The sequence below is a fragment of the Halobellus salinus genome (assembly GCF_014646875.1).
Classification (GTDB): Archaea; Halobacteriota; Halobacteria; order Halobacteriales; family Haloferacaceae; genus Haloquadratum; species Haloquadratum salinum.
In genome coordinates this window covers 137,544-162,124 of record NZ_BMOC01000005.1, presented here as the reverse complement: position 1 = coordinate 162,124, position 24,581 = coordinate 137,544, and the positions used below count along the sequence as shown (strand labels likewise).

28 protein-coding genes, 1 tRNA gene and 2 pseudogenes are annotated in these 24,581 nt (G+C 62.1%); 14 read left to right on the top strand and 17 right to left on the bottom strand.

The annotated features are described in order from the left end of the window. Positions 1-369: 369 nt before the first annotated feature. Positions 370-1,356 carry a hypothetical protein gene (locus tag IEX72_RS06175; RefSeq protein WP_188786505.1) on the bottom strand — a complete coding sequence of 329 codons (987 nt, stop codon included), beginning with the start codon at positions 1,354-1,356 and terminating at the stop codon, positions 370-372. Positions 1,357-1,559: 203 nt separating this feature from the next. On the opposite strand from IEX72_RS06175, the gene IEX72_RS06170 reads away from it, so the two are divergent. Together IEX72_RS06170 and IEX72_RS06165 are read left to right on the top strand one after the other, a co-directional pair. After that, complete coding sequence (locus IEX72_RS06170) at positions 1,560-1,871, top strand: hypothetical protein (protein ID WP_188786504.1); 312 nt, start codon at positions 1,560-1,562, stop codon at positions 1,869-1,871. Between the two features lie 69 nt (positions 1,872-1,940). Beyond that, on the top strand, positions 1,941-2,198 hold the full coding sequence (locus IEX72_RS06165) for an FmdB family zinc ribbon protein (RefSeq protein WP_188786503.1): 258 nt from the start codon (positions 1,941-1,943) through the stop codon (positions 2,196-2,198). An 11-nt stretch (positions 2,199-2,209) separates the two neighbouring features. Here IEX72_RS06165 and IEX72_RS06160 read toward each other — a convergent pair whose 3' ends face one another. Continuing rightward, positions 2,210-2,566, bottom strand: a complete 357-nt coding sequence (locus IEX72_RS06160) for a hypothetical protein (protein ID WP_188786502.1) — start codon at positions 2,564-2,566, stop codon at positions 2,210-2,212. A gap of 308 nt (positions 2,567-2,874) precedes the next feature. On the opposite strand from IEX72_RS06160, the gene IEX72_RS06155 reads away from it, so the two are divergent. Then, positions 2,875-3,014 (top strand) — tRNA-OTHER (locus IEX72_RS06155). A 365-nt stretch (positions 3,015-3,379) separates the two neighbouring features. Here the strand turns inward: IEX72_RS06155 and IEX72_RS06150 are convergent. The 3 genes from IEX72_RS06150 to IEX72_RS06140 form a co-directional block, all read right to left on the bottom strand. After that, the gene (locus tag IEX72_RS06150; RefSeq protein ID WP_188786501.1) at positions 3,380-4,390 is read right to left on the bottom strand and encodes a site-specific integrase; all 1,011 of its coding nucleotides are present in this window, start codon (positions 4,388-4,390) and stop codon (positions 3,380-3,382) included. A 2-nt stretch (positions 4,391-4,392) separates the two neighbouring features. Beyond that, on the bottom strand, positions 4,393-4,914 hold the full coding sequence (locus IEX72_RS06145; RefSeq protein WP_188786500.1) for a hypothetical protein: 522 nt from the start codon (positions 4,912-4,914) through the stop codon (positions 4,393-4,395). Positions 4,915-5,038: 124 nt separating this feature from the next. Continuing rightward, positions 5,039-5,659 carry a hypothetical protein gene (locus IEX72_RS06140; RefSeq protein ID WP_188786499.1) on the bottom strand — a complete coding sequence of 207 codons (621 nt, stop codon included), beginning with the start codon at positions 5,657-5,659 and terminating at the stop codon, positions 5,039-5,041. A 352-nt stretch (positions 5,660-6,011) separates the two neighbouring features. On the opposite strand from IEX72_RS06140, the gene IEX72_RS06135 reads away from it, so the two are divergent. Further along, positions 6,012-6,305, top strand: coding sequence for a hypothetical protein (locus tag IEX72_RS06135; RefSeq protein WP_188786498.1), 294 nt, complete (start codon positions 6,012-6,014; stop codon positions 6,303-6,305). Positions 6,306-6,631: 326 nt separating this feature from the next. After that, positions 6,632-7,033: pseudogene (locus IEX72_RS06130) on the top strand (creatininase family protein); the annotation flags it as partial. A gap of 3 nt (positions 7,034-7,036) precedes the next feature. Here the strand turns inward: IEX72_RS06130 and IEX72_RS06125 are convergent. Continuing rightward, positions 7,037-7,642 (bottom strand): HalX domain-containing protein, encoded by a 606-nt coding sequence (locus IEX72_RS06125; RefSeq protein WP_188786496.1) that lies wholly within the window; start codon positions 7,640-7,642, stop codon positions 7,037-7,039. A 134-nt stretch (positions 7,643-7,776) separates the two neighbouring features. On the opposite strand from IEX72_RS06125, the pseudogene IEX72_RS06120 reads away from it, so the two are divergent. Next, positions 7,777-9,293, top strand: a pseudogene (locus tag IEX72_RS06120) (cryptochrome/photolyase family protein). A 169-nt stretch (positions 9,294-9,462) separates the two neighbouring features. On the opposite strand, the gene IEX72_RS06115 reads toward IEX72_RS06120, so the two are convergent. Together IEX72_RS06115 and IEX72_RS06110 are read right to left on the bottom strand one after the other, a co-directional pair. Continuing rightward, complete coding sequence (locus tag IEX72_RS06115) at positions 9,463-9,657, bottom strand: cold-shock protein (RefSeq protein ID WP_188786495.1); 195 nt, start codon at positions 9,655-9,657, stop codon at positions 9,463-9,465. 80 nt (positions 9,658-9,737) lie between these two features. After that, positions 9,738-10,235, bottom strand: coding sequence for a metal-dependent hydrolase (locus IEX72_RS06110; RefSeq protein ID WP_188786494.1), 498 nt, complete (start codon positions 10,233-10,235; stop codon positions 9,738-9,740). A 115-nt stretch (positions 10,236-10,350) separates the two neighbouring features. Here IEX72_RS06110 and IEX72_RS06105 point away from each other — a divergent pair, with 115 nt between their 5' ends. Then, a complete protein-coding gene (locus IEX72_RS06105) occupies positions 10,351-10,929 on the top strand; it encodes an MBL fold metallo-hydrolase (protein WP_188786493.1) in 579 nt (192 codons plus the stop codon). A 28-nt stretch (positions 10,930-10,957) separates the two neighbouring features. On the opposite strand, the gene IEX72_RS06100 is transcribed toward IEX72_RS06105, so the two are convergent. Beyond that, positions 10,958-11,314 carry a DUF5827 family protein gene (locus tag IEX72_RS06100; protein WP_188786492.1) on the bottom strand — a complete coding sequence of 119 codons (357 nt, stop codon included), beginning with the start codon at positions 11,312-11,314 and terminating at the stop codon, positions 10,958-10,960. Between the two features lie 116 nt (positions 11,315-11,430). Between IEX72_RS06100 and IEX72_RS06095 the strand changes: the two genes are divergently transcribed. From IEX72_RS06095 to IEX72_RS06085, 3 genes are all read left to right on the top strand, one after another. Further along, positions 11,431-12,612: a dihydropteroate synthase gene (locus IEX72_RS06095; RefSeq protein WP_188786491.1), complete on the top strand. Its 1,182-nt coding sequence runs from the start codon at positions 11,431-11,433 to the stop codon at positions 12,610-12,612. Positions 12,613-12,811: 199 nt separating this feature from the next. Further along, positions 12,812-13,501, top strand: a complete 690-nt coding sequence (locus IEX72_RS06090; protein WP_188786490.1) for a 6-hydroxymethylpterin diphosphokinase MptE-like protein — start codon at positions 12,812-12,814, stop codon at positions 13,499-13,501. A 93-nt stretch (positions 13,502-13,594) separates the two neighbouring features. Continuing rightward, positions 13,595-15,052, top strand: a complete 1,458-nt coding sequence (locus IEX72_RS06085; protein ID WP_188786489.1) for a cryptochrome/photolyase family protein — start codon at positions 13,595-13,597, stop codon at positions 15,050-15,052. A 29-nt stretch (positions 15,053-15,081) separates the two neighbouring features. Here IEX72_RS06085 and IEX72_RS06080 read toward each other — a convergent pair whose 3' ends face one another. After that, positions 15,082-15,477: a DUF2237 family protein gene (locus IEX72_RS06080; protein WP_188786488.1), complete on the bottom strand. Its 396-nt coding sequence runs from the start codon at positions 15,475-15,477 to the stop codon at positions 15,082-15,084. Positions 15,478-15,627: 150 nt separating this feature from the next. Here IEX72_RS06080 and sod point away from each other — a divergent pair, with 150 nt between their 5' ends. Together sod and IEX72_RS06070 are read left to right on the top strand one after the other, a co-directional pair. Next, positions 15,628-16,227 carry a superoxide dismutase gene (gene sod / locus IEX72_RS06075; protein WP_188786487.1) on the top strand — a complete coding sequence of 200 codons (600 nt, stop codon included), beginning with the start codon at positions 15,628-15,630 and terminating at the stop codon, positions 16,225-16,227. A gap of 160 nt (positions 16,228-16,387) precedes the next feature. Then, complete coding sequence (locus IEX72_RS06070; protein WP_185192509.1) at positions 16,388-16,582, top strand: cold-shock protein; 195 nt, start codon at positions 16,388-16,390, stop codon at positions 16,580-16,582. A gap of 110 nt (positions 16,583-16,692) precedes the next feature. Here IEX72_RS06070 and IEX72_RS15190 read toward each other — a convergent pair whose 3' ends face one another. Together IEX72_RS15190 and IEX72_RS06065 are read right to left on the bottom strand one after the other, a co-directional pair. Further along, a complete protein-coding gene (locus IEX72_RS15190) occupies positions 16,693-16,866 on the bottom strand; it encodes a hypothetical protein (protein WP_229663759.1) in 174 nt (57 codons plus the stop codon). Continuing rightward, entirely contained in the window at positions 16,867-17,451 is a 585-nt protein-coding gene (locus IEX72_RS06065) for an SDR family NAD(P)-dependent oxidoreductase (protein ID WP_229663758.1), read from the bottom strand. It abuts the gene before it with no gap. 159 nt (positions 17,452-17,610) lie between these two features. Here IEX72_RS06065 and IEX72_RS06060 point away from each other — a divergent pair, with 159 nt between their 5' ends. Beyond that, positions 17,611-18,105 carry a GNAT family N-acetyltransferase gene (locus IEX72_RS06060; protein ID WP_188786510.1) on the top strand — a complete coding sequence of 165 codons (495 nt, stop codon included), beginning with the start codon at positions 17,611-17,613 and terminating at the stop codon, positions 18,103-18,105. 166 nt (positions 18,106-18,271) lie between these two features. On the opposite strand, the gene IEX72_RS06055 is transcribed toward IEX72_RS06060, so the two are convergent. The 5 genes from IEX72_RS06055 to IEX72_RS06035 form a co-directional block, all read right to left on the bottom strand. Continuing rightward, on the bottom strand, positions 18,272-19,957 hold the full coding sequence (locus IEX72_RS06055) for a tRNA uridine(34) 5-carboxymethylaminomethyl modification radical SAM/GNAT enzyme Elp3 (RefSeq protein WP_188786486.1): 1,686 nt from the start codon (positions 19,955-19,957) through the stop codon (positions 18,272-18,274). A gap of 116 nt (positions 19,958-20,073) precedes the next feature. After that, positions 20,074-22,257 carry an OB-fold nucleic acid binding domain-containing protein gene (locus IEX72_RS06050; protein ID WP_188786485.1) on the bottom strand — a complete coding sequence of 728 codons (2,184 nt, stop codon included), beginning with the start codon at positions 22,255-22,257 and terminating at the stop codon, positions 20,074-20,076. A gap of 73 nt (positions 22,258-22,330) precedes the next feature. Continuing rightward, complete coding sequence (locus IEX72_RS06045) at positions 22,331-22,933, bottom strand: YIP1 family protein (protein WP_188786484.1); 603 nt, start codon at positions 22,931-22,933, stop codon at positions 22,331-22,333. Positions 22,934-22,945: 12 nt separating this feature from the next. Further along, the gene (locus tag IEX72_RS06040; RefSeq protein ID WP_188786483.1) at positions 22,946-23,533 is read right to left on the bottom strand and encodes a thymidine kinase; all 588 of its coding nucleotides are present in this window, start codon (positions 23,531-23,533) and stop codon (positions 22,946-22,948) included. A gap of 71 nt (positions 23,534-23,604) precedes the next feature. Further along, positions 23,605-24,201: an NADPH-dependent FMN reductase gene (locus IEX72_RS06035; RefSeq protein WP_188786482.1), complete on the bottom strand. Its 597-nt coding sequence runs from the start codon at positions 24,199-24,201 to the stop codon at positions 23,605-23,607. A 115-nt stretch (positions 24,202-24,316) separates the two neighbouring features. Here IEX72_RS06035 and IEX72_RS06030 point away from each other — a divergent pair, with 115 nt between their 5' ends. After that, positions 24,317-24,538 carry a hypothetical protein gene (locus IEX72_RS06030; protein ID WP_188786481.1) on the top strand — a complete coding sequence of 74 codons (222 nt, stop codon included), beginning with the start codon at positions 24,317-24,319 and terminating at the stop codon, positions 24,536-24,538. Positions 24,539-24,581 lie beyond the last annotated feature (43 nt).

Below are 24,581 nucleotides of genomic sequence, written 5' to 3'. Positions count from 1 at the left end.
CTCTTTGCGGCGATCCCCAGACATACCTCATCATCAGACTCTACCTTCATAACTTTCACTAGGCACTAGTCGGGGTAACCTTCTCCACCCCCGTGGATCTCTGGCTCCCATTCGAGACCAACCGCTTCAATCAGAGGACGTATGAGATGTTTCCGATTCCACGGCTCGGGTTTGCTTCCGAGTTCCGCTCCATCGGGTGATGCATCGCCTCTTAGAACTTCTTCCAGTCTCTGAGGACTGAGTTTATTATTCAAGTCGTCGACGAATTGTTCCAGAACGGATCTAACCTCGCTTGGACTATTCATAAGATGGCAAACCATTCAGAGGGACTGAACTTGAATTCTTCCTTTGTACTGACTAGCTCCCTGACTATGGCTCTCCGCTTAAGTTCGTGTGAAAAGATGAAGCGGAGTCGAAGCTGGTGAGATCGTCTATCCGCTGCTCTAATGCTTCAATCTCTTCTTGGAGGTCTTCAGTATTCTCATCAGTGGCCGCTAGCCGATCTTTCAATCCTTGGAGGCGCGTCTCTTTGCTCTCCTCGTCTACCTCTGCTTTCCTCACATACTCACTCTCCTCAATATTGTATACGTCACTCTCACTGAGTTCTACCACTTCGAGCGCGTCATCTACTTTACTGGCATCTACGCTGGTCACACGTTCTCGTTCAATACCGGCTTCCGTTAGTAACTCCAGGACCTCATTTTCATTTTTTAGCGAACGGTTGCTTCGAGAAGTACGCTGAACTGACCCGTACTGGCCTGAGATAGGCTGGTCGTGATGGAGTCGGTCAAGCAAAACACTCCTCACGTCTTGACGGAGATTATCAGCATTTCGTTGCACATCCGAGAGGAGCGTGTAGAGATTCACAAGCGTCGGTGTCTCCAACTCTTCGAGATCAGATGGATCGTTCTGTTCAAGCTCGTCGATAAGGAGAAGCGCGTCGGAGTAGACGGATATATTAGGTTCTCCTCGTTCGGCCTCATCACTCTCGACTTCGTGAGCATCGACCAGCGGGGAACTCTTCGGAGTCTCGGTTTCAGAAAGCATCCCTTCTCGGTCATCAATCTGAAATCGAGGGTGAAGACTCAGGACTGTTGCGTATGGTTCAGCGTTAGGAGGCAGATTGTCGAGATCGAAGCCTCCCCAGCCCTCGGTGACACGGTCATATAGCGTCTCGAACTGCTCTCGTTGGAGTGGCTCAGTTCCGTCATCTTCCCTATACTCAATGAGAATGCGGTGCTCCTGTACGTCTGTGATTCGGAACGGCTTCCGAGAAAGCGGGGTGAGAAGAGTCGCGTCCGGTGGTAGCTCTTCTGCATTTTCGAGGAGATTGTGCCAACTTGCGCTGAACGTCATACTGTGGGATTATCTACCACAGATCAAAAGCCTACGGACGGACTACTTCAGAACAGTGCGTGAATCTGAGATACGAGTTTCATTGGCCTGAGCGACCACACTCAATAGATGATAGACATCTGGACTGTAGAATTCACATCAGATCTCTGTTGGGTAATTACCAAACCGAATCTTTTCTGTCTGGCTGAACGAACTGACCGCTAATGTCTGACGACGAAACCTTAGCGGATATCGACCTCACCTTGCTCGACATCCAGCAGGACTTAGTCAGGATTGTCGTGCTCGTCAGCTCGGTCTTGGTGCTCCAGGGCCTCACGTTCCTGATTCTGGCTTGGATAACAAACGGATTTGTGGTGAGCATCCTCATCGGAGGAGTTGGCGCTATCGTCTTGATTGTCGGACTGGGCGTCTGGATTGGCAACTTCCGAGCTTACGGGACAGTGGCTCTCAAGATAGATGAGGCGAAGGGGAATCATCCAGCGGTCAAGGATTCAGATGAAACAGAGTCATCCTAACCCCTCTAAGAGATAGTGAAGTTCACTCGCACCTCAGGTACAAGATGGCTGGAAGACAAGAGACCACCAATGCTTGATGACACCTATGACGCTACGTTCATTCACCAGCCAGAGCAGAGTGATATAGAAATCAACGGAGAGCTACAATGCCTCTCTTGCGACGAGAAATTCTTTCCAGATATGACCGAAGATGTGCTGAATGCTGCCGTAGAAGGGCCAATAGCCTCCCGTATTGATTGTCCTGAGTGCGGAGCAGAACTCGAATTTCTCATTGAGCCACTACCTACCGAAGAGATTGGTCTGGGTTTCAAGATAGTTCGAGCGTAAAGTGGAACGCCTCACTCCATCTGGCTCAACTCATCCAGTGCTCCGTATAGCTCAGTGACGAACTTGAGCACTTTCTCTTCGTCTTCGATATCGTAGCCTCGGTACTCAATCACGTCGTTAATTGCCGCTTCTTTCGGATTGTCAGGAGACGTTTTCGTGACGACTTTCCAGCCTTTGTCCTCATCGTAGACTAACGCGGAGACACTCTCTCCTGACGTAATGAGCAGATCATATATGCTTCCCTCATTGTCCTCATCATCTCGAATACTGTGAGGCGTAGCAGGAAAGACAAAGCCAATCGAGTCCGACTGATTGAGCGATGCTGCTTCAGGGTGGGAGAGTGGTCGGTCAGGAAGCCCTTTGACCATATGAGATAACTCTCGATTGGGACCGTGATAATTATGATTGGGAGAGTGGCTGTTCAATCAAGATCTCCTATATTCTCTTTACAGCCAGTCTAACGTGTTGTAGAGGCACTAACCGTACGAAGAGGGAGTCGTAGAAGACTTCTCACACTACACAGTAATCAATGAATACAGAGGGTCCGTGCAGCAACCTCAGTCCCGTTTGCTTGATCGGCGCGTGCTGGACAGCTATCAGCCCTGAACTGGGTATTTCCCAATATCTGGGATGTTACCCAGGGAAGTATTGGCGTGACAGTCGAACTCTCATATCAGGGCACGTAGTTCAGTTTGGTAGAACGCCCGGACCGAGTCCGGATTACTGGGGATGTGAGTCCGCGCGGCACATCTCGCGCCCGTTGTGCAGTGATCTGGCTTTTCGGCGAGGCCCTGGGTTCGAATCCCAGCGTGTCCATATTACTATTTTAGGCCTGCCAGACTCGCAACAGAGATCTCACGGCTGGTTTAGATATTGAAACGTGAAATGAACATCGTAACAAGAGTGCTATGACACCCCAGGTATGACAGTTAGTCTGTAGATATCTGCGTTAGAAGTCATCTTTGTGATCTGAATACGGCTCCAGTCACACATCAAAATACAACCGTTCGGAAATTGACCCAATTAGCCTGTTGAATATGCTCGTTTCAGGCCGTAACAGCGGGGTTTACAACGTACAGATCTCCGAGAAACGTAGTACTCAATCGTGTTCACACATTGGTATGGGTAATTCGCCTTGGTCCCGGATCTCCGATTGCTACTGGCGTAATACTATATGTTTCTCATAAGCCGTACTCTTCGATCACCGTTGCTACCTCGTTATTAGAGTCTTGACCTCTATCTTCTCTCCCAGTACTGTTCCCGAGTACTTCCCATAGATCATCTTCAGAGATATCCTCCGGGACATAGCTCATATACCTGTCTTGTAGAGTACTCAGATGTTTGTGCTTAGTATACTTGTCTCTGATCCCCACATCACTCCATCCAGCGGCTTTCAGGTGGCTCACTCGGGTATGCCGGAAGTCCTTGAGTTTGAGCTGTGGGATATCCTGATCTTGTTGGACTCTTCTTAGCTCATCTCGAACTTCGTTCAGAGTGAAATCAAACAGTTTCCCCTCTTCCCCGTGGGGCAGTTCTCTCAGTAATTCTCGTTCTCGGTCGTCTCGGATCTGAACATATTCCCGGTTGTCTTCCCCACGTTGCTGCTTGAGAATATGATACCACACGAGGGAGTCTTCAAGCCTCACGTCAGAAGCTTCCAGTAGTAGAACCTCTCCCGGACGGCGGCAGTGGAGATACTGGATAGCGAAGAACTCCCGATACGGAGATTCCGAGTTTTTCAGTATCGTCTCGACCTCGCTGAGCCGATATACGTTCCTGTCATCAGCGGCTAATCCGTAGACGTTCGCACTGTCAGAGTTCTTGAACCTCCTCTCTCGGTACTTGCGAAACTCCCTTTCTGAGAACCACTCCAAATTCATCTCGTCGCAGTAGGACTGTACCGAGTCGAAGTAGTGCCGGATCATCTCTCGGCTGAGATCAAGCTCGAAAACTAAGCTGATGAACTCCGTCACCTGCTCAAATGAAGAGGGTTCGTGCTCGGAGAACTGGTAGCTGGCTCTGGCTGTGCGCTTCAGATCTCGGAAGCGTTGCACGGCATCTTCCCCACTCATCCCGTCCGTGTGGGGTCCTGCCAGATAGACATCGAACAACCGGAGACACGATTTTCGATCCTTCAACGTTGCCTCTGCGTACCGCTGTTTGGCTTTCTCGGCGTACTCTTCGTATTGCATAGCTATCCCTCCAAGTAGGCCGAGTCCGGGTTGTGCTGCTCGTAGTACACCTGCTGCGGGTTCAGGATCTCGGGAGGGATATCAGCAGGAGAGGGCTGTCCAATAGCCTCGAATAATCCATTACTCTCTTCTCTCCCAGCTAATGCGAGGGCAATGCTCTCAGGATCCGAGTCCAACCAACTCATATCGACCTCAGAAGTCGTATCGTAGTACCTCTTATCGAACTCATCTCGGTCAGCGGATGGGTCTAAAGCCAAGACCTCAGCAGTCACTTCCTCCAACACTCCCACTTCTTTCAGGAACCAAGCCTGCTTGCGGATGTGCTCGTCATTTGAGACTGTCAGAGATGAGCCCACACGGGCCAGCATCTGGTTGTACTGACGGAAGAGCTCGTTAGGGAATTCCGGGCCTTCCAATGAGATGTAGCCCGAAATGAAGGGTCCTGTTCGGCTAGTCGTTGCGCCAGAGAGAGAGTCTACCGCGATGTAGATAGATTCCTCTAAGTCGGCTATATTTTCGACCATATCGACGTATATTAATTCGTCACGAGGAATAATAAAGATAGGTCCGTTGATTTCTTTGTCATTATTTAACAAATTGCATAGGTAACACTTGACTGCGGATACTCCAAGAAATTTCGACTGGCTATTACCCAGTCTGGAATATTTCCTGCATAAATTGGCTTTTCCGCTCTACCCAATTAAAGTCGAGATCACGACTGGAGCGGATAGACTTGAAAAATTCTTCATAAGAAATGATATTCTGCTTAAATTCGTTCTGATGATTACTAGCAGGAGCTATTAGATAACGGGTTTTTTGACCAGAGAGCGGATCTTGGTTTTTCTTATATCCGAACAAATTTCGGAACCTGTTTTCCGACAGCTCGATGCTAATGGGCTGGGTAGTGATTACAAGATATGTTTTCGCAGGTTGATCATACGGCCAGATTGTGCTTACAAACGAACGATCTTTATTTCTGCCAGTACCGAGTAATATTGAAGCAGCATAGTATTCCCCAATCGTGGTGTCAAAAAAGAAGATGATGCTTCCTGCCCGTACGTTGTCGTGAAGTGAGTTTGTGTGGTACCTCGGAAGGATGATAGATATGGGGCCAAACTCGTCTAAGTCGACAGGAATGTCTGGATCCACATCGCCGTTCTTGATCGCAGATTTGAGATCTTGGCTATAATGCGCTTCTTCAATAGCAGTCCTATGGTATTTTTGATGCTTTGGGCCCTTGTTGTAGAGCCAGACGATGGGATCAGCCATATTAAAAGTCATATTTCTACTGATAAAAGTAATCTTGTATCTGCTAGACTCAGCCTCTGTATCCAGCACGACTGCTGAATCCCATTTAGACTGAGGGTTCGATAAGGCCGTTTGAACTATCCTCTCCCCTGCTTCACAAAATCGAAGCAGATTCCGGGAAGCCATTTGTCCTCCCACCGGAGGACGTGTAAAAGAACGCTCTTCCCGTTTTCTGTCGCGCTTTTTTATTTGCAAAAAATGTTTTCTTCATTGTCTTTGTCTTTGATGAATTAGCAAGATCTTTATAATAAATCGGCGCGAGAGCGCTTTTGCTCGCAGTAGCAAAATCGCAATACCGCGAGCAGGTCAAACTATGGGAGCTAGCAGGCACCTGAGCAACGACGACAGCAACGATGGATCAAAAACCTACGTGGAGTTCGACTCTTCCGAGGAAGCCCAGCGTGAGGCCTATCGGCTCTGTTCTCGCGGAGGTCAACTCCGGGAGGGTGTTAACGACATAGACGAATTTTTCGCGGAGATGGTTCCCCACGTTGCTACTCACCTCTTCAAGAGTGATAGTCTAGATCTGATGGAGTGGATGGAACTAGATGAGGAAGACTTGGAAAACTACCGAGAGGAAGTGCTAGACGCTGAAGACTCGGAATAACAGCAACCCACCTCCTTATTTTATGCCCGAAGGCTCAGAGACCGGCTAGAGCCGGGTATCGGATTCGCTTACCTTGGGGGATGAATTGGTTAACACAGTACAGGAGAATATCAGTGTCTGGGTGACTGCGGATAGCATTCCAATGTGTATGGCGGAAGTTTACCTATTAGTTGGTGAGGAGGAACTATGGGAGTAAATCTGCTTGGTGATTGCGATGGCTGTAACCGAAGTCAGGGAGCAATCTCTGGTACTCTTCGTTTTTGATCAGCGCATCTTTATTATTGTCATATATTTTAGTAAAAACAATTCTATACTTTCACGGTCATATCGAGTGGATGTGGGACGAGTCGATCCCGGAGCTCGTCGACGAGGTCTTCGAGCACAACGGCCCCCACGGCGGCCCGAAGGAGACCGCGATGATCCAGCACCTCGCCCCGGAACTGGTCCACGACGACCGCCTCGAGTCGGCCCGCGACGGTGGCGTTCGCGACGTCGACGACGCCGAGTTCCCGGAGCGCTACGGCGCGCGGACGTTCTACGACGCGGTTGAGAACTCAGAGAACGGGGTGTTCGGCGACCAGACCGACGCGACGCCAGAGATCGGCGAGCGGCTGTTCGAGGCCGCAGCCGACCAGCTGGTCCGGCTGCTTGAGTGGCTCGACGATCAACGGATCGACGACCTGTTGGCGCCGGCACACGTCGGCCCACAACCGGGCAGCCGGCGGTAGCGATCAGAAGCCGGACTCGTCGGCACTGTCGTCGAACTCCGCGTCCTCACCGGGCAACGACGCGAACGCCTGCCGGAAGTCGTCGTCGGTCAACTCCGACAGCGTCTGATCGAGGTCCTCACGGAGCTCCGTCATCCGGTCTGTGAGCTCCTGGTACTCGCTTTCCTCGTCGACGGAGACATCAGGGGTCGACTCCAGGGCGGCCTTCTTCGAGGCGAGTTGGAAGAACTCCTGGGTTCGGGAGTCGTATCCGGACCGCCGGAGCAGCACCTCCACCAGTCCGCGCAGGTCCTCGCGGGTGACGGGTTTGACCAGGTAGTCGTCGAACGGCATCTCGACGATGCCGAGGTCGGGTTCGACAGCTGTGATCATAGCGACACGGCAGTCGATTCCGCGGTCTCTGATCTCGGCGAGTACCTCATCACCGGTCATGTCCGGCATCCGACGGTCCAGCAGAACGATGTCGGTGTCCTCGCTCACGAGTTCCATCGCCGTTTCGCCATCGTTTGCCGTCTGCACCTCGTAGCGGTCCGAGAGGTAGATGCCGTAGAGGTCCGCCAAGTCGGTTTCGTCCTCCACGATGAGGACCTGAGGTGTAGGGCCGTCCATAGGGGTTGTTTAGTCAATCCCGTCCAGGCGTCTAAATTCTTGTCCCCGGAATCGAGGGGATGATCCGACCGACGCCCACCGGCCGGGACGCGCCACCGTGGCGGTTTTGACCGTCACGATCCAACCCACCGCCAATGACGGTCTGGCTGCTCGGCGACCAACTCGATCCGACAATCACACCGCTCGACACCGCCGATCACGTCCTCCTGATCGAGGCGCACGCGTTCGCGGAGCGGCGTCGCTACCACCCCCAGAAGCTCGCGCTTGTCTTCAGCGCGATGCGACACTTCCGCGACGAACTCAGAGACCGCGGCTACGACGTCACATACCTCCGAGCGGAGACGTTCGGTGCCGGCCTCGAACGGTATTTCGACGCCAACCCGGGCGACCACCTAGTCGGGTTGCAGTCGCCCAGCCACGGCGCCGACGACCGTCGCCGACGGCTGGTGGCGGAACGCGGGGGGACGTTGACCCTCGTCGAGAACGGCCTGTTTCTGACCACCCGCAAGGAGTTCGACACCTGGGCCGAGGAGACCGGCGGCGACGACGACGGGTCGCGGACCTTCCGACAGGAGACGTGGTACCGCCACGTTCGCCGGCAGACGGGTATCCTGATGGACGGGTCCGATCCGGTCGGCGGCGAGTGGAACTACGACGACGAGAACCGGGAGACGCCGCCGCCGGAGTGGACGCCGCCGGACGTCCCCCGGTTTGAGCCCGACGGGATAACCCGCGAGGTCCAAGCGTTCGTCGCCGACCGCTACGACGATCACTGGGGGGATCCTGAGGGGTTCGTCTGGCCCGTGACCCGCGCGGAGGCCCGCCACGCCCTGGAGCAGTTCGTGTCCGTGCGACTCCCGGAGTTCGGATCCTACCAGGACGCGATGGTCGACGACGAGTGGGCGCTGTGTCACTCGTTGCTCTCGGCGGCGCTCAACCTCGGGTTACTTCGCCCGCGGGAAGTTGTCGACGCCGCTGTCGACGCCTACGAGTCGGGGTCGGCACCGCTCAACAGCGTCGAGGGGTTCGTCCGACAGATCGCCGGGTGGCGGGAGTTTATGCGCCACGTCTACCGGCGGTCGATGCCCGACCTCGCCGCGGCCAACCAACTCGACCAGACCGAGTCGCTCCCGCCGGCGTACTGGGACGGCGAGACCGACATGCAGTGTCTCTCCGAGGCGGTCGACCACGTCCACGACCACGGGTACGCCCACCACATCGAACGGCTCATGGTGCTCTCGAACTTCGCGCTGCTCTACGGCGTCGACCCCGCCGAACTCAACGAGTGGTTCCACCTCGGCTTCGTCGACGCCTACCACTGGGTGACCACCCCCAACGTCGTCGGGATGGGGTCGTTCGGCACGGACGTACTCTCCTCGAACCCTACGCGTCGTCGGCCAACTACATCGACAAGATGAGTGACCACTGCGCGTCGTGCCCGTACGCCAAATCGAAGACCACCGGCGAGAACGCCTGCCCGTTCAACGCGCTCTACTGGGACTTCCTGAAGCGCAACGAGGAGACGCTGCGCGGGACCGGGCGGATGGGGCTGATGTACTCACACGTCGACCGCAAGGACGACGAGGAGTGGAACGCCATCCAGGCGCGCGCTGAGGAACTCCGAGAGCGAGCCGCCAACGGCGAGATTTGACATCCTCCCCCGCTAAAGCACGGGGCTTTCTCCTCGATTCTCCGTAACGGCAGTCAGCGGGTGTCCGGGGCGTTGCTACGGGAGGTGTGAAAAGGAAAGCCGTGGTGAGAATCGACGTGAGCGCCGACCGCAGTGCCGCTTCCGTAGTGCGTCCTACAGGCGCTGGAGGTTACAGGCGCTGGAGATTCGTCGCGCGCGGGCCCTTGTCGGCCTGCTCGATGTCGAACTCCACGTCCTGACCTTCTTCGAGGTCCGGGCCGCCGACGTCTTCCATGTGGAAGAAGACGTCCTCGTCGGAATCCTCGCTTTCGATGAAACCGTAACCGCCTGTGTCGTTAAAGAACGCAACCGTGCCTGTCGCCATTGCGGCCTCAGGTAAGTCAACCAGATATATAACCGTTTCGTCGCCGAGCCACAGCCCCCAGAATCCGGCGTCTCCGAGCCTCAGACCGCTACGGCGAGATACCCAGCCGCCCCCACGGCGAAGACGCCGCTCGCGAACAGCCCGTAGTTGGCGATTGTGTTGTCCGCCCGGCAGAGACCGAGGGTGTAGGTCCGGGGTGAAACCGGCCACAGGAAGTTGACGCCAGCAGGTGTCAGTGCGTCCCCGAGCAGGTGTGCCAGGACCGTGACCGCCCCGGTCGCGAACCCCAGGACCGGGAGCGAAACGCCCGCGGTCGACACCGGTCCACCGGCCACGGTTTCGAGCGCCACTCCGGCCGCAGCGAATGCTCCGCCCACAACCGCCGCAAAGAGCAACGAGTGCGTCGGCCCGCGGTGTGGGATGCCGGGAACGCGGTGGTCGAGGTCGGGAAGCATCGCCAGCCAGAGCATCGCCCCGCCGGTGACGGCCGCGAGGTCCGCCCGGTCGACTACGAGCAGGGCGAACGCGACCGGGGCGAACACGAGGAGCGCGACGCCGTAGTGACCTTTCCGGTACACACCGGTGTGTCGGAGCGAGCGTACAAAAGCATCGGGCCCCGCCCGCGCGGGTCGGGTCCGAGTCTCGAACGCCCGGGCGGAAAGACGCAAGTCGACCGGACGCCAACCTCCCGGTGTGATCACGAACCTCGCGGCCGGCGTCCGGGCGTTCACCTCGAACGCGTTCCTGGTGACCGGAGAAACGACTGCGCTTGTGGACGCGGGCGCAAACTTCGACGTTGTCGCCCGGTTAGCAGAGCAGGTCGACGCGCTCGATCGGGTCTACCTCACCCACACCCACTCGGACCACGTCGACAACGTCCCTGCCGTCAGAACCGCGTTCGACGTCGAAACCCGGGGGTACGACCCCGGCAACGAGCACGTCGACAACCCGATCGTGGACGGTGGAACCGTCCGGATCGGCGACCACGCCTACGAAGCGATTCATACCCCGGGTCACAAACCCGATCATCTCTGTTTCGTCTCTGAGGGCGCTGGCACCTGCTTCGCGGGCGATCTGGTGTTTGCGAACGGCGGGTTCGGCCGGACCGACCTCTCGGGGGGAGACCACGGCGCGCTCGTCGAGAGCATCGACCGGCTCCGCGAAACCGTCGGCGGCGACCTCACAGCGCTGTATGTCGGGCACGGCCCGAGCGTGACCGACCACCCCGTCAACGACATCGAGATGGCCGCTCGCGCGGCCCGTAGCCGGTGACCACAGCGTTCCGAGTGACACTCCGGGCTCACTGGGTACTGTCCGGGGTGTTGGTGCCGTCGGTACCGTCCGGCGCGTGCACGTCCGCAACATCGGCGGGGATCTCGTCGGCCGGCCGTTCGTCGCTCGCAAGCCCGAAGTAGCCGGGGTCGTCGCCTTCGGGGTCGTTTATCACCAGGTCGTCAGCGTGGCTGAGCAGCCACGGGATCGTCCACGCGACCACCTTGTCTTCGGCGTCGGCAGCGAGTTCGACCTCGGGGGCAAGTCCCTGGAGGAGTCGCGCGACCTCCGGGACGGTATACATTAGCTCGGAGTCCAGCACCTCCTCGGGCTCGTACAGTCGGTAGGGGTAGAGCGTGTCGAACGCGGCTTTGGGTTTGGGCATACTCCGCGGTTGTGGCCGCAAGAGCAAAGTTCCGCCGGGTCGGCCCCCGAAGCGCCGCCCTCGGCGGGGAGGGCCGCGGACGCACAGTATATGTGTGCGCCGTTCTTGGATCACCTATGCGAACTGTGGACGCCGCCGGACTCGAGATCGGTGACGAGCACCCCCCGCGGATTATGGGGGTACTCAACGTCTCGAAAGAGTCGCCCTACGACCCGAGCGTTTTTGACGACCCGGGTGAAGCCGCCACCTACGTCGACGAGGAACTCATCGGGGAGGGTGCAGACATCGTCGACGTCGGGCTGGAATCGGCCAACAAGCGGTTCGAGGTGCTCTCGGCGGAGGGAGAACTCGAACGGCTCAACACCGCGGTCGAAACCGTCGAGAGCGTCTCCGGCGACGCCGTCTTCTCAATCGAGACCCGGTACCACGAGGTCGCCGAGGAGGCACTCGACCGGGGGTTCGACATGGTCAACGACATCTGCGGCTTCGCCGACCCCGAGATGCCGCGGGTCTGTGCGGAACACGATGTCGCGGTCGGCAAAATGGCGTCGCCGCCTGATCTGACCCGTCCGGGTGCGGTGGAGGCGGTCGACGACATCTACGACGCGCTCGGGCAGAACGGCTTCACCGACAAGACCATCATCGATCCGGCGTTCGGCGGGTGGTCCGAGGCGAAGACGGTCGAAGACGACCGGGAGACCTTCCGGCGGCTCCGGGAGTTCCGGGGGCTGGGACACCCGATCCTGGTGTCGATCAACCGGAAGAACTTCCTTCGCGATGTCGCCGGCCGCGGGACCGAGGCGGCGCTGCCGGTCTCGCTGGCCGCGACATCGATGGCCGTCGAGCGCGGTGCACACGTGGTCCGGACACACGACGTCGCCGAAACCCGGGACGCCGCACTGATCGGCAACGAGTTCGCCAGAGACCGGGTGCGGGAGGCGGGCGATGTCGCTGTCGAGGAACTCGACGTGACGACGCCCCGGGAAGCCGAGCGGCACCTCGACCGCGTCGGTGTCGGCGATACGGCGGCGTCGGACGCCACTGACGCCGCGGCCTCAGGCGGCGCCGTTGTCCGGGTTTTCGAGCTCTCTGGAGTCTCTGACGCCGACGTGGGGTCGCTCTCGGCCGCTGCGAGCGATTCGGGCGTGACGGTCGTCTCAGGCGTTCCCGGCGACAGCGACGGGCGTTCGGTGCTTGTCTTCGGCACCGTACGGGCGCTTTCCGACCTCGATGCCGCGGCCGGCGGCAGCGACGCCCTCGAAGGGGCCGTAGAGACCGTCAGCTCGGGCGTCAGATGACCCTGCACCGCGGCCCCTCGCGGACGTTTGTGGCCGACAGCCACGGTCGGCGGGTGGTCTCCGGGTGTCAGACGCGACAAAACACGAGAAAGCTTATACCGAACCGACTGAAACCCGACACCTGGAGGCCGGAAGGGCATTCGGGTAGGGGTACTTGGTGCCATTCCGGCTCGCACCGTTACACTCCGGAGCCACAGCTGTGAACTTCGAGGCGTGGGAGCCGGTCTACGAGTCCATCCTCTCGGCGTTCGGCTACCCCCGCGAGGGCGACGAGCGCGCCCGTGACACACTCGCCGCGTACGCCACCCCGTTCGACCTCGATCGGCTCGACGCTTCCGGCGACACGGTCGCGGTGGTCGGCGCGGCGCCGTCACTCCCCAAGGACGTCGGCCGCGTCGCCGACGCGGACCTGGTGTTCGCGGCGTCGACAGCCGCGGACGTGGTCAGAGACGCCGGCTTCGCAGTCGACCTCCTGGTCACCGACCTCGACAAGAACCCCGAGACTGCAGACGAACTGACCGAGGCTGGAACGCCGGTCGCGGCACACGCCCACGGCGACAACGTCCCGCTGCTCGAGGCGTGGATGCCGCGGCTCGACCCGGCGCACACGCTCGCGACGACCCAGGCGGCGCCGGCCAACGCCGTCTACAACTTCGGTGGGTTCACCGACGGCGACCGGGCGGCGTTCCTCGCGGACGAACTCGGCGCGGCCGAACTCCGGTTCGTCGGGTGGGCGTTCGACGATCCGACGGTCAGCGACGAGAAGGCGCGGAAACTCCGGTGGGCCGAGCGCCTGCTGCACCTGCTGGAACGCCGGCGCGGCGACCGGTTCGCCGTGCTTGACGGCCGTCGCGGGGCGGTCGACCCGATCCCGACGCCCGACGACTGATCGATCCGGCGGGGCCGAGCGTGGAGCGGTTGAGGGCTGTGCGGCGTGCGCCCCCGCCGACACGTTGACGGCATCGGGGTCCGTTCGGCCCGTATGCAGATCCACTGGCACCGCGACGACCTCCGGCCGGCGGACAACCGAGGGCTTGCGGCGGCAGCAGGGGTGGCGGGCGACGGTGTCGACAACGGGACTCCCGGTGCGATCCCCGTCTTCGTCTTCGACGACGACATCCTGGCGTACGCCGGTGACGCGCGGGTGCGGTTCATGCTCGACGCGCTCGGGTCGTTGCGTTGGTGGTACCGCGACCGCGGCTCGGACCTGGTGGTCGCCCGCGGCGATCCGGCGTCGGTGCTTCCCGACCTCGCCGCGGAGTACGACGCCGACCGAATCGTCTGGAACAAGGGATACTCCGGGCTCGCACGCGACCGCGACGAGCGGGTTCGGGACGCGTTAGACGGCCATAAGGTCGCACACGACTCGTTCCACGACGCCATCTTCCACGAACCCGGATCGATCACGACCAACGCGGGCGACCCCTACTCGGTGTTTACGTACTTCGGGCGGAAGTGGCACGACCGCCCGAAACCGGACCCGATCGATCCGCCGGAACCGGCGGCGCTGGCGGATGTGGACGGCGATCCGCTGCCCACCATCGGGGAGTTGGGATTCGCCGACCCCGACGCCGACGTTGAGACCGCGGGGACGGAGGCGGCGAGAGAGCGGCTGGCGGCGTTCTGCTCCGACGGGATCTACCGCTACGACGAGGACCGCGACTACCCCACCCGCAGCGCGGTCTCGCGACTCTCAGCCCACCTGACGTGGGGGACGATCGGGATCCGCGAGGTGTACGACGCGACCGAGGACGCTCGGGAGCGGGCCGAGAACGGCGGCGCAGACGTGTCGGGATTCACGCCGGAAGAACAGGTCGGGTCCGTCGAGGAGTTCCAGTCACAGTTGGCGTGGCGGGAGTTCTACACTCACGTGCTCTATTTCAACCCCGAGGTCGTCACGGAGAACTACAAGGAGTACGACCACGACATCGAGTGGCGCGACGACCCCGAGGAGCTCCGGGCGTGGAAGCGGGGCGAAACCGGGTATCCGATTGTCGACGCCGGGATGCGCCAACTCCGCGAGGAGGCGTATATGCACAACCGCGTCCGGATGATCGTCGCCTCCTTCCTCACCAAGGACCTCCAGATCGACTGGCGAGCGGGGTACCACCACTTCCGGGACCACCTCGCCGACCACGACACCGCAAACGATAACGGCGGGTGGCAGTGGGCCGCGTCGACGGGGACCGACGCCCAGCCCTACTTCCGGATCTTCAACCCGATGACGCAGGGTGAGCGATACGATCCCGACGCCGAGTACATCACGCGATACGTTCCTGCACTCCGCGGCGTCGACGCCGACACGATTCACGAGTGGCACGAGCTCTCACCGGTCGAGCGCGCTCGGGTCGACACCGACTATCCCGCACCGATTGTCGACCACAGCGAGCGCCGGGAGGCGGCGCTGTCGATGTTCGAGGCGGCTCGCGGCGACGATTGAAGCGACCGAGTGGGGGTGGAAGACGGCTGTCACTCCCCGACAGCGTACGATTCGAGCGTCGACAATGACACGTCTTCGAGCACGGCCTCGCTCGTCGCCTCCAACACGACCGGCGGCGCACACCCTGCGTCGTGGGCCTCCACCCACCGCGGCACGCAGAGACACCAGCAGTCGCCGGGTTCCAGCCCCGGAAAGTTGTACTCCGGTCTCGGGGTGACGAGATCGTTTCCTTGTGCCTTGCTGAACTCCAGGAACTCCGCGGTGAGCTCCGCACACACCTCGTGACGGCCGGGGTCCCGCCGGAGGTGGCGGCAGTGGCCGTCCCGGAGGAACCCCGTCCGGGGGTCGTGGCTACACGGCTGGAGGCGGTCGCCGTAGACGTTCGAGTCGTCCTGTGCTGCCGCGTCGTGGCCGGGACTCGACATACTTGCGAATCGAACCCGACAAACAAAAGCGGCCTCCCCGAGAACGAACCCGATTCAGATCACGTCTTCCCGAGCCGTCGGGGAGTGTGTTAACACGTCTCGCTCAACGTTTAACTGGAATCCGACCTACAGTGAATACGGAGGCAATCTATGAGCTACGAACTCGATCCACTTCCGTACGATCACGGCGCGCTCGAACCGCACATCTCCGAACAAGTCCTGACGTGGCACCACGACACCCACCACCAGGGCTACGTGAACGGCTGGAACTCGGCCGAGGAGACGCTCGAAGCGAACCGCGAGTCCGACGACTTCTCGTCGTCGGCCGGCGCGATCCGGAACGTCACCCACAACTCCAGCGGCCACATCCTCCACGACCTGTTCTGGCAGAACATGTCGCCGGAGGGCGGCGACGAGCCGAGCGGAGCCCTCGCAGACCGGATTGCGGAGGACTTCGGCTCCTACGAGGCCTGGAAGGGCGAATTCGAGGCTGCGGCGTCCGACGCCAGCGGCTGGGCGTTGCTGGTCTACGACTCCTTCTCGAACCAGCTCCGTAACGTGGTTGTGGACAACCACGACGAGGGTGCGGTCTGGGGCGGCCACCCGATCCTCGCGTGCGACGTCTGGGAGCACTCCTACTACTACGATTACGGTCCGGCCCGCGGCGACTTCGTTGAGAACTTCTTTGAGGTCGTCGACTGGGAGGAACCCGCCAGTCGCTACGAGCAGGCCGCCGAACTCTTCGAGTAGGCGCCGACACGCGCACACCCACGTATTTTTTTGCGGCGTTACGCGCGTAGACGACGTCTCGTTCCGCCGTTCCGTCCGGACGGTGTGACTGGCCGCGGCGAGCCGTGATACCGCGACCCTCGGAAGGGTTATGACCTGCAGAGCCATACGTTCGTCTGCAATGGCAAACGGAACGGTTGATTTCTTCAACGACACTGGCGGCTACGGTTTCATTTCGACTGACGACTCCGATGACGACGTGTTCTTTCACATGGAAGACGTTGGCGGCCCGGACCTCGAAGAGGGACAAGACGTCGACTTCGAGATCGAGTCCTCGCCGAAGGGACCGCGCGCGGCGAACCTCGTTCGTAACTAATACCGACTGCGGTCGCCTTCCGGCGACGTAGACGGCACACTTTTCGAAACACCTCACCCGATAGCGACATCCAGGCCCGAGACGGGCCACCCAAAGAACGCTCCCGCTACTCAGACGATGTTCCGCGCGATCCCGCCGTCGACGGTGCGTTCCTCGTCGGTGACGTTCCCGGTACCGGCCGGGGAGACGGCTGCCTCCCCCGTGTCTTCGGGCGTCCGGTCGCGGCCGGGCGGGATGAGACGGTTGCCCGTCCCCGCGAACGACTCGTCGCTTTCGGGCGTCAACTACTCGGCCCACATCTGCGAGGCCACGATGCCTGGACACGGTGCATTGACCGTGATGTCGTCCTCGGCGAGTTCAATCGCCAACGACTTAGTGAGGCCGTTAATCCCGTGCTTCGACGCGCCGTAGTGGCAGTGATCCGGCGCAGCGATCATCCCGGAGATCGACGAGACGTTGATGATCGTCCCTTCGTTCTCCCGGAGGTGTGGGATCGTCGCCTGCGACACCAGAAAGGTCCCCTTTGCGTTGACGTCCATCACGCGGTCCCAGTCGCTCTCGTTGCGTTCCAGCACCGATCCCACGGAGAGCGCGCCGGCGCTGTTGATTACGATGTCGATCCGACCGAACTCCGTGAGGGGTTCGTCGACCATCGCGTCCACGCGCTCCCTGTCGCTGACGTCAACCCGGACTGTGCGTGCCCGTCGCCCACTGGCTCTGATCTGGTCGGTGACTTCTTCGTCGTTGTGCACCGCGAGAACGACGTCGCTGCCTGCGTCCGCGAGGTGCGTGGCGATCCCCCCACCAACGGAACCACCGGCGCCCGTCACGATCGATACGCGGCCGTCGAGTGGGTCGGTTGACGACACAGCGCCTACGCTGCGGGACACTGACAACGGGGTGCAGTCGCGCTCCGCCCGGGTTGCTGGCGGTCGCTCCGACTCCGAAACCCTCAGTACCGGGACGTGCGTTGAGGCCGGTGTGACATCCGAGCGCCTCGGGGACGGACCGTCTTCCGGATGGGGGAGATGGTGACCGCGGACCGAACCGGCGTGTTCGTCGCCGACACCGACGGCGAACGCGACGACGCCTTCACGGTTCGACAGTCAGTGTTCGTCGACGAGCAGGGCGTCGACCAGGATCTCGAATACGACGAGTACGACGAACCCGGGGCGGACGCAACTCACTTTGTCGCCTACGCCGAGGGGGAACCGATCGGGGCGGCTCGGCTCCGTTCGGCGAGCGACGTGGACCTCCCGCCCGGATCCAGCGACCGATCCGTCGGCAAGGTCGAACGCGTCGCAGTCGCGGCCGACCGACGCGGAAACGGGTGGGGCCGCCGACTGATGGACGCTGTCGAAACCCACGCTCGCGAGGTGCGGTTCGATCTACTCACGCTCCATGCTCAGACGCACGTCCGGGGGTTCTACGAACGATTCGGGTACGAGGCCCACGGTGAGGAGTTCGAGGAGGCCGGGATCCCACACGTCGCGATGAATAAGACCCTCGACGGCGGCGGCTGACGAGTGGGCAGCCTCGGCACCCGCCAACGAATCTTCATGTGCGAACGCGCGGCCAAGACCCCCGTGACCTGAGACTGGCCCCGCGTCGGGCAGCGGCTGTTCGGCACGTCGACGTGGGATGCGGCTGGTGACGCTCCCGGTTCCGGCGTGCCGACTGTTCGCCCGATTACTCCAGCCGCTTTGCGACGTACGGGCCGTCCTGACGGTAGCCCAGCTTCCGGCGGTAGTACTCCCGAGCCCCGATTCCCGAGATGATCGCCAGCTTGCCGTACCCCGCGTCGGCGGCGAGCGCCTCTGCGCGGCGGATCAGCCGGCGGCCGTACCCCTTGTGTTGCCACTCGCCCTCGCCGCTCCCGATCCCGGCCTCGCTGCCGTAGACGTGGAGCTCGCGCACGATCGCGGCGTCGTCGAGTTCCCGGCGGACCGGGTCGTTCGGGAGCCGAAGACGGCAGAAGCCGACGAGCAGGTCCTCGACCGGATCCTCGAACGTAAGGAACGCTTCGGTCCCGCCGCCGGCGTCGTACGTGGTCTCGGTTAGCTCGACCCGTTCGGGATCCGGCGTCGCGTCGTTCATACCGGCCTCCCGAGCGCGGATGTCGCGGGGTTGGATCCCCCGCTCCTCGGCGCGCTGTTCGGCGAGCTGCCGGAGGTTCGATTTCCAGACGCCGGCGTCGATGAAGTCCGCGGGGATGTCGCGCTGCACACGTTGGAGCCGCGTGTACTCGGGGATCATCCCCATCACCTCCGCGACGATGTCCGCGGCGGTGTCGTTGTCCAGCGGCTCGAACTCGTCGCGTCGCCACTGGTCGTAGACGCGCGTCCCGCGAACGACGAGCGTGGGGTAGATCTTGAGGTAATCCGGTCTGTACTCCTCGCGCTCGAACAGCTGCCGGAAATCCTCGAGGATCATCTCTTCGGTCATTCCGGGCTGGCCCGGCATCATGTGGAACCCGACTTTGAACCCCGCATCGCGGAGCCGGCGGTTGGCGTCGATTGACGCCTGGACGCCGTGGCCCCGGTGCATCTCCCGGTTGATCCGCTCGTAGGTGGTCTGGACCCCGACCTCAACCTTGGTTGCCCCCAGATCGAGCATCCGATCGATCTGCTCGGGATCACACCAGTCGGGCTTCGTCTCGAACGTCGTCCCGATGTTCCGGATGTCGTTGGTCTCGTTCTCGGCGATGACGTCCTCGAGATACCGGAACTCCACGTCCCCGGGGTCGGGCTTGAACGACCGCTGATCGTCGGGTGCGGGTTCCGAACCGAGGTCGTAGTCGTTCATCGCTTCCAGCGCACGCTTGAGGAACCACTCCTGGTAGTCGTGGCTGCGCGCGGTCATCGTCCCGCCCATCAGGATGAGTTCGACCTTCTCGACCGGGTGGCCGATGTGCCTGAGCTGTTCCAAGCGGAGCGTCACCTGGCCGTACGGATCGTAGTCGTTCTGCTCGCCTCGGGCGGCCGCCGGCTCGTGGCCGGTGTACGACTGCGCGGAGTCGAACTCCGAGGCCGGTCCGCCGGGGCAGTAAAGACACTTGCCGTGGGGGCACATATGCGGCGAGGTCATAATCGCGACTGGGGACACACCGGACGCGGTCCGGACCGGCTTCCGTCGGACTACCTTCTTCACCTCCTCGCGACGGCCCTGCGGCGCGTGGCCGAGGATCTCGGTGTTCTTCGGGACCTTCGGCGACGAGTGCGCCGAGCACGCGTCCAACTTCGCGGACTCCAAGTCGTCGCGGCCGACCTCGCCGTCAAGGATCCGGTCGATGAGTTCCTCACACGTCCGGCGGAACGCCTCGGTCTCCGCCGGTTCCGAATCCGTGTCGGAGTCGGTGTCGGCACTCACTGCCACTCACCTTCCCGTCGATCAGAGGGACGACGACTCATTTGACGTTCATCCGCCTGTTTCGCGGTTAAGCGTGTCGCTCCGGGACGCGTGATGTGAGAGGTTTCGCCGCTCGATACCGCTCAGAGCTGGGCGACGACCGCGTCGGCGACGGCGTCAACGACGGCCTCGCGCGCACCCGACAGGAACTCGATGCGGTTCTGGCGGATGCCGACAGCGGTGACGCCGCCCTCGGGCACCGCCTCCCGGGCAGCGGCCGCAGCCGCACGGACGTCGACCCCGTCAGGCGCTCTGACGAACAGTTCGTCCATCGAGTAGACGATGGTGGCGGTCCGGTCGTCGGCGCGGCGGTGGAGTGCGTCCGCGAGCAGCGCCGTCGGCGGGAAGTCGTACTGGTGGCTGTAGGAGTCGGCGTTGAGCACGCCGACGGAAGCGCCGCCCACGTCCCGTAGTTCGAGGTTCGCTTCGGCGGTCTCGGCCTCCGTGTCGAGTTTGCTCCGGAACTGCTCGGAGACGTGGCCCGCGAGCCCGCCGTCGTCCTCGAACAGCAGGTCCGTGATGAGCTCGCGCTTGTCCTGGTAGGACTGGTAGTACGCCTCCAGCGCGATGGCCTCGCGGAGTTCGCTCGTCCGGTCGGCGCCGTAGCCCGCGTCAGCCGCGAGGTCGGTGTACGCGTCCGGAGCGGCCTCCCAGTAGCTCACTGCCGGGAGGTGCGCGAGGTCCGCGCTGACGTCGGTGTTGACCGCCGCTGCGAGGTTCGCGCCCAGCGCGCCGGTCGAGAGGTCTGTGGCGTCCGTGTCGGTGAGCCCCGGCGAGACCAGGACGCTCGTCTCGTCGACGACGCCGGTGTCGACGGACTCGGCGTCGACGACGACCCGGGAGGCACCGTAGACACCGAGAAGGCCGAGGCCGTCGAGCGAATCCGTGGTGCCGCCGATCCCGACGAGCACCACGAGCGGCAGCTTCTCGTCGTGGCGCTCGCTGTCCTGGAGCATCCGCGTCACGTCGCTTGTCGCGGCGTCCATCCCGTAGACCGGGTCGTCGAGCGGCCGGCGGGTGAAAAAGTGGTACTCCGCGTCCGCGCGGGCGTGTTCCTCGCGGATCAGCGGCAGGACCGCGCGCTCAACCGCCGCGCCCGCGACGTAGCCGTCGGCGGTAGCGGCGTGGCGGACCACGATCGGCCGCGACTCCAGCACCGCGGCCCGGATCGCTTCGGCGGCGTCCGCGAGCTGTGCTTCCACCGCCTCGACACCCGGCTCGCCGGCGAGCGGTTCGACGGCCTCCGGCCGGGCCTTCTCCGCGAGCGCGTCCGCGAGCCGGCGCTCGACGGTTTCGGCGTCACCGTCCGAGAGCGCCGTCAGTTCCTCGGTCTCGACCTGGAGTTCCCCGCGTCGGCGTTCGACCTCGCCGTCGAGCCGGATCGCGTCGGCCTCACCGACCTCGGGGTACGCTCGGACGCCCGCCTCAACGAACGCCGCGCAGTCGACGACCGCAGTTTCGTCGCGGACCTCAAAAATCGTCGGGCCGCCGGTCTGCCGCGCCCCAACGACCTCGCCCTCGATCCGGACGGTCTCACCGACCCGGTCACCCAACGAGTCGACGGTGACGCGCTCGGGCTCCGCGTCGTCGTCAACTTCGACATCCGTCTCAGCGTCCGATTCGGCGGCGTGAGACTCCGTCTCCGCCCCGTGGCGGGACGCGGTGTCGGAGCCGGCGTCTGCCGCCTCCGCGTCGGCCTCGGGCGTGTCAGTGTTGTCGCTCTCCTGTTCGGGCGCCGCGGTCTCAGCCACCGCGTTGGCTCCTGCTTCCGCCAGGGTGTCGTCTGAAGACGTCGAGTCGTCGTCCGCTGATGACGCCTCGGCCGTATCGGCGGACCCGGTCCCGTTTGACGCCCGGGATTTCGTCGAGATACCTTTCGGCGTCTTCTTCACGGTCGTGGGCCCGTCCACCTCGCCGTTTTCGATCTCCTCGCCGTCGGCGTCGCCGTCGGGGTCGTGGACCCGCGCGCCGCGGAACTCGGACTCCGACTGACGGATCGACCATCCGAGGTCGATGTTGCCGTTGTTCCGAACGTTTTTCACCTGGACGAACACCGTGTCGCCGGACTCCCAGTCGAGCGTCTCCAGCCGCTGGTCGAGTTCGCTCCGGTGGAGGAGTCCCGTGACGCCACGCGTGAGGTCGACGAACACCCCGAAGTCGGCGAACCCATCGACGGTTCCCTTGTAGTACCGGCCGGGCGTGAGTTGTTTTGGGGAGTTACCGCGGAAATCGAACCAGACGTCCTCGTCGTGCGTAATCCAATCCATTAGGTGTGTACAACGTGCGGTGCCTAAAACGATTGTCGAATCGGTGCCGTCGGACGGGAGGCTGGATCGCCGGTCAGATCACCCCAGCGGCGCGGGCGAGGGCCAACCCCGCATCAACCCCGCCGAACGCGGTCCCGAACAGCAGCGTCGCGGGGATCACGCCCGCGACGGTGGCCCGAGCGGTCGTCGTGCCGTGGACCTCCCGGAGTCCGACAACCAGCAGCGCACCGGCGTAGAGCGCACAGCCGGCTCGGACTGCGGGCACCGGAACGCCGGCGATCACGCACGGCGCTGCGGCGTAGGCGATCACCTGGACGGTCTCGCTGACCCCTGCGCGGTCGCGGACCGTAAGAATCAGTACGACCGTTTGGAGCGCTGCGGTCAGGTGGAGCGTCGCGGGCGCCACCACGACCGTCACGAGTGCGAGCGCGACTCCGGCAGACACCCCTGGCCCGAGCGCCCACTCCGGAATCCGGGACGGAACGAACGCGAACAACCCGACAGTGTACGCGACAGCGACAGCCACCGCGAACACCAGTCCGGGTGCCTGGTCCCCGGGGGCGACACCGTTGCGAAAGAACTGCCGCGGCCGAACCAGAACCTCGATCCACGCGCGTGTGAGGCCGCGAGGGCCGCGGTCTCGGCCACCGGTTGGGTTCTCTACCCAGGTTGTCACAGTTATGTTTCGTTAGTCACGCCGGAGGATATGACAGTTCCGACACCGCGCCTCGTAGGACTCCTCGGCGCCGACCACGATGGTCGGGTCGTCGGCGTGTGCGGGCTCACCGCCCACTAACCGCTGGTTCCGGGTTGCGGGCTCGCCGCACTGCGCGCAGATCGCCTGAAGCTTGTCGACGTACTCCGCGACCGCCATCAGTTGGGGCAACGGCTCGAACGGCTCCCCGCGGTAGGTCTGGTCGATTCCGGAGACCACCACCCGGCGGCCGTCGTCGGCCAACCGCTGGGAGACCTCGACCAGGTCGGCCGAAAAGAAGTTTGCCTCGTCGATTGCGACCACGTCGTGGCCGTTCAGTTCCTCGCGGATCTCCCACACACCCTCACCCTGGCTCGGGACGACCGACGCGTTCCACTGTCGGCCGACGTGGGAGCCGACGGTGGCCTCGCCGTACCGGTCATCGACCGCGGGTTTGAACACCGCAACCTCTTGACCAGCAATCTCCGCGCGCCGGAGCCGCCGGAGGAGTTCCTCGGTCTTCCCCGAGAACATCGACCCCGTGACGACCTCGATCCACCCGCTGTTCGTGATGGCGTGCATACGGTGCGGAGGCGTCCCGGGCGGCAAAACCGTTGCTGTTCCGGGTTCACGGACTGAGAGTTCGCCCGCGGTCAGTCGACCGCTCCGACGTTCTCGTCGGCCTCGAACGACGGAGTGTCGGGTTCGATGTGCGCGTACGCCACCACGCGCCGGCCGAGTACTCGCACCCGTTCGTCGAGTCGGTCGTCGACGACCTCCCCCGCCTCGAACTGCGAGGCGGCGTTCGGGACCGCCACCTGGTGGGGCAGCACCCACGCATCCAGCGCCCGGCAGACCGACCGGAGGTGATCCAGCGCAGGCACGGGAAACCCGCCGCCGGCGACGGCCAGAAGTCCCACCGTTTTGCCCTCGAACTCGTCGAAGCCGCAGTGGTCCAAGGCGTTCTTCAGTACGCCCGAGTACGACCCGTGGTACATGGGCGTCCCCAAGAGCACGGCGTCAGCCCCTCGTACCCGTCGGACGACCGCGTCGCTATCGCCCTGTGAATCCACGTCCGGATCCAGCGGTGGGAGGTCGTGCTCTCTGAGGTCGATCACCGCGCCGGTTCCGCCGGCCGCTCGAGCGCCGTCGAGCGCGCGCTCTACGGCCCGCTGGGTGCAACTCGAATCCCGGAGGCTGCCGCAGAGCGCAACGACGTGAACGCCCGACCCGTCGGTGTCGGCTGCCATACGGTCGAATCCGGCGGGCGGAGCAAAAAGCCACCGTCGACGACCTGACCCGCGGGTTTGTGACCGCTGACGGCGGACCGAGCGTGCCCGAGTGGAACCGTGAGACGGGTTCCGAGTGGGGTACACCGCCACCGAGAACCGAACCGGGTTTGGGCTTCCGACCGTCCGGGAGGCCGCCGCCCACAGGCGAGAGGTGCCGCTCACGGATCCCGACCACGGCGGGACGCGGTACGAGTTCATCGAGACCGATGCTGTCGACGATCAGAGCAGAACGGCTGTTCGTCTTGAACTGGTTATGTCCACACCGCTGCCGATCGGACGGCTGTTCAGCGAATAAATATAAAATAAAAATATATGTTTACAAAACTATGCTTAATACG

Coding starts and splice junctions, on each gene's coding strand:
- IEX72_RS06175 (WP_188786505.1), bottom strand. CDS start 1,356: ATGACGTTCAGCGCAAGTTGGCACAATCTCCTCGAAAATGCAGAAGAG.
- IEX72_RS06170 (WP_188786504.1), top strand. CDS start 1,560: ATGTCTGACGACGAAACCTTAGCGGATATCGACCTCACCTTGCTCGAC.
- IEX72_RS06165 (WP_188786503.1), top strand. CDS start 1,941: ATGCTTGATGACACCTATGACGCTACGTTCATTCACCAGCCAGAGCAG.
- IEX72_RS06160 (WP_188786502.1), bottom strand. CDS start 2,566: ATGGTCAAAGGGCTTCCTGACCGACCACTCTCCCACCCTGAAGCAGCA.
- IEX72_RS06150 (WP_188786501.1), bottom strand. CDS start 4,390: ATGCAATACGAAGAGTACGCCGAGAAAGCCAAACAGCGGTACGCAGAG.
- IEX72_RS06145 (WP_188786500.1), bottom strand. CDS start 4,914: ATGGTCGAAAATATAGCCGACTTAGAGGAATCTATCTACATCGCGGTA.
- IEX72_RS06140 (WP_188786499.1), bottom strand. CDS start 5,659: ATGGCTGATCCCATCGTCTGGCTCTACAACAAGGGCCCAAAGCATCAA.
- IEX72_RS06135 (WP_188786498.1), top strand. CDS start 6,012: ATGGGAGCTAGCAGGCACCTGAGCAACGACGACAGCAACGATGGATCA.
- IEX72_RS06125 (WP_188786496.1), bottom strand. CDS start 7,642: ATGGACGGCCCTACACCTCAGGTCCTCATCGTGGAGGACGAAACCGAC.
- IEX72_RS06115 (WP_188786495.1), bottom strand. CDS start 9,657: ATGGCGACAGGCACGGTTGCGTTCTTTAACGACACAGGCGGTTACGGT.
- IEX72_RS06100 (WP_188786492.1), bottom strand. CDS start 11,314: ATGCCCAAACCCAAAGCCGCGTTCGACACGCTCTACCCCTACCGACTG.
- IEX72_RS06095 (WP_188786491.1), top strand. CDS start 11,431: ATGCGAACTGTGGACGCCGCCGGACTCGAGATCGGTGACGAGCACCCC.
- IEX72_RS06085 (WP_188786489.1), top strand. CDS start 13,595: ATGCAGATCCACTGGCACCGCGACGACCTCCGGCCGGCGGACAACCGA.
- IEX72_RS06080 (WP_188786488.1), bottom strand. CDS start 15,477: ATGTCGAGTCCCGGCCACGACGCGGCAGCACAGGACGACTCGAACGTC.
- sod (WP_188786487.1), top strand. CDS start 15,628: ATGAGCTACGAACTCGATCCACTTCCGTACGATCACGGCGCGCTCGAA.
- IEX72_RS06070 (WP_185192509.1), top strand. CDS start 16,388: ATGGCAAACGGAACGGTTGATTTCTTCAACGACACTGGCGGCTACGGT.
- IEX72_RS06060 (WP_188786510.1), top strand. CDS start 17,611: ATGGTGACCGCGGACCGAACCGGCGTGTTCGTCGCCGACACCGACGGC.
- IEX72_RS06050 (WP_188786485.1), bottom strand. CDS start 22,257: ATGGATTGGATTACGCACGACGAGGACGTCTGGTTCGATTTCCGCGGT.
- IEX72_RS06040 (WP_188786483.1), bottom strand. CDS start 23,533: ATGCACGCCATCACGAACAGCGGGTGGATCGAGGTCGTCACGGGGTCG.
- IEX72_RS06035 (WP_188786482.1), bottom strand. CDS start 24,201: ATGGCAGCCGACACCGACGGGTCGGGCGTTCACGTCGTTGCGCTCTGC.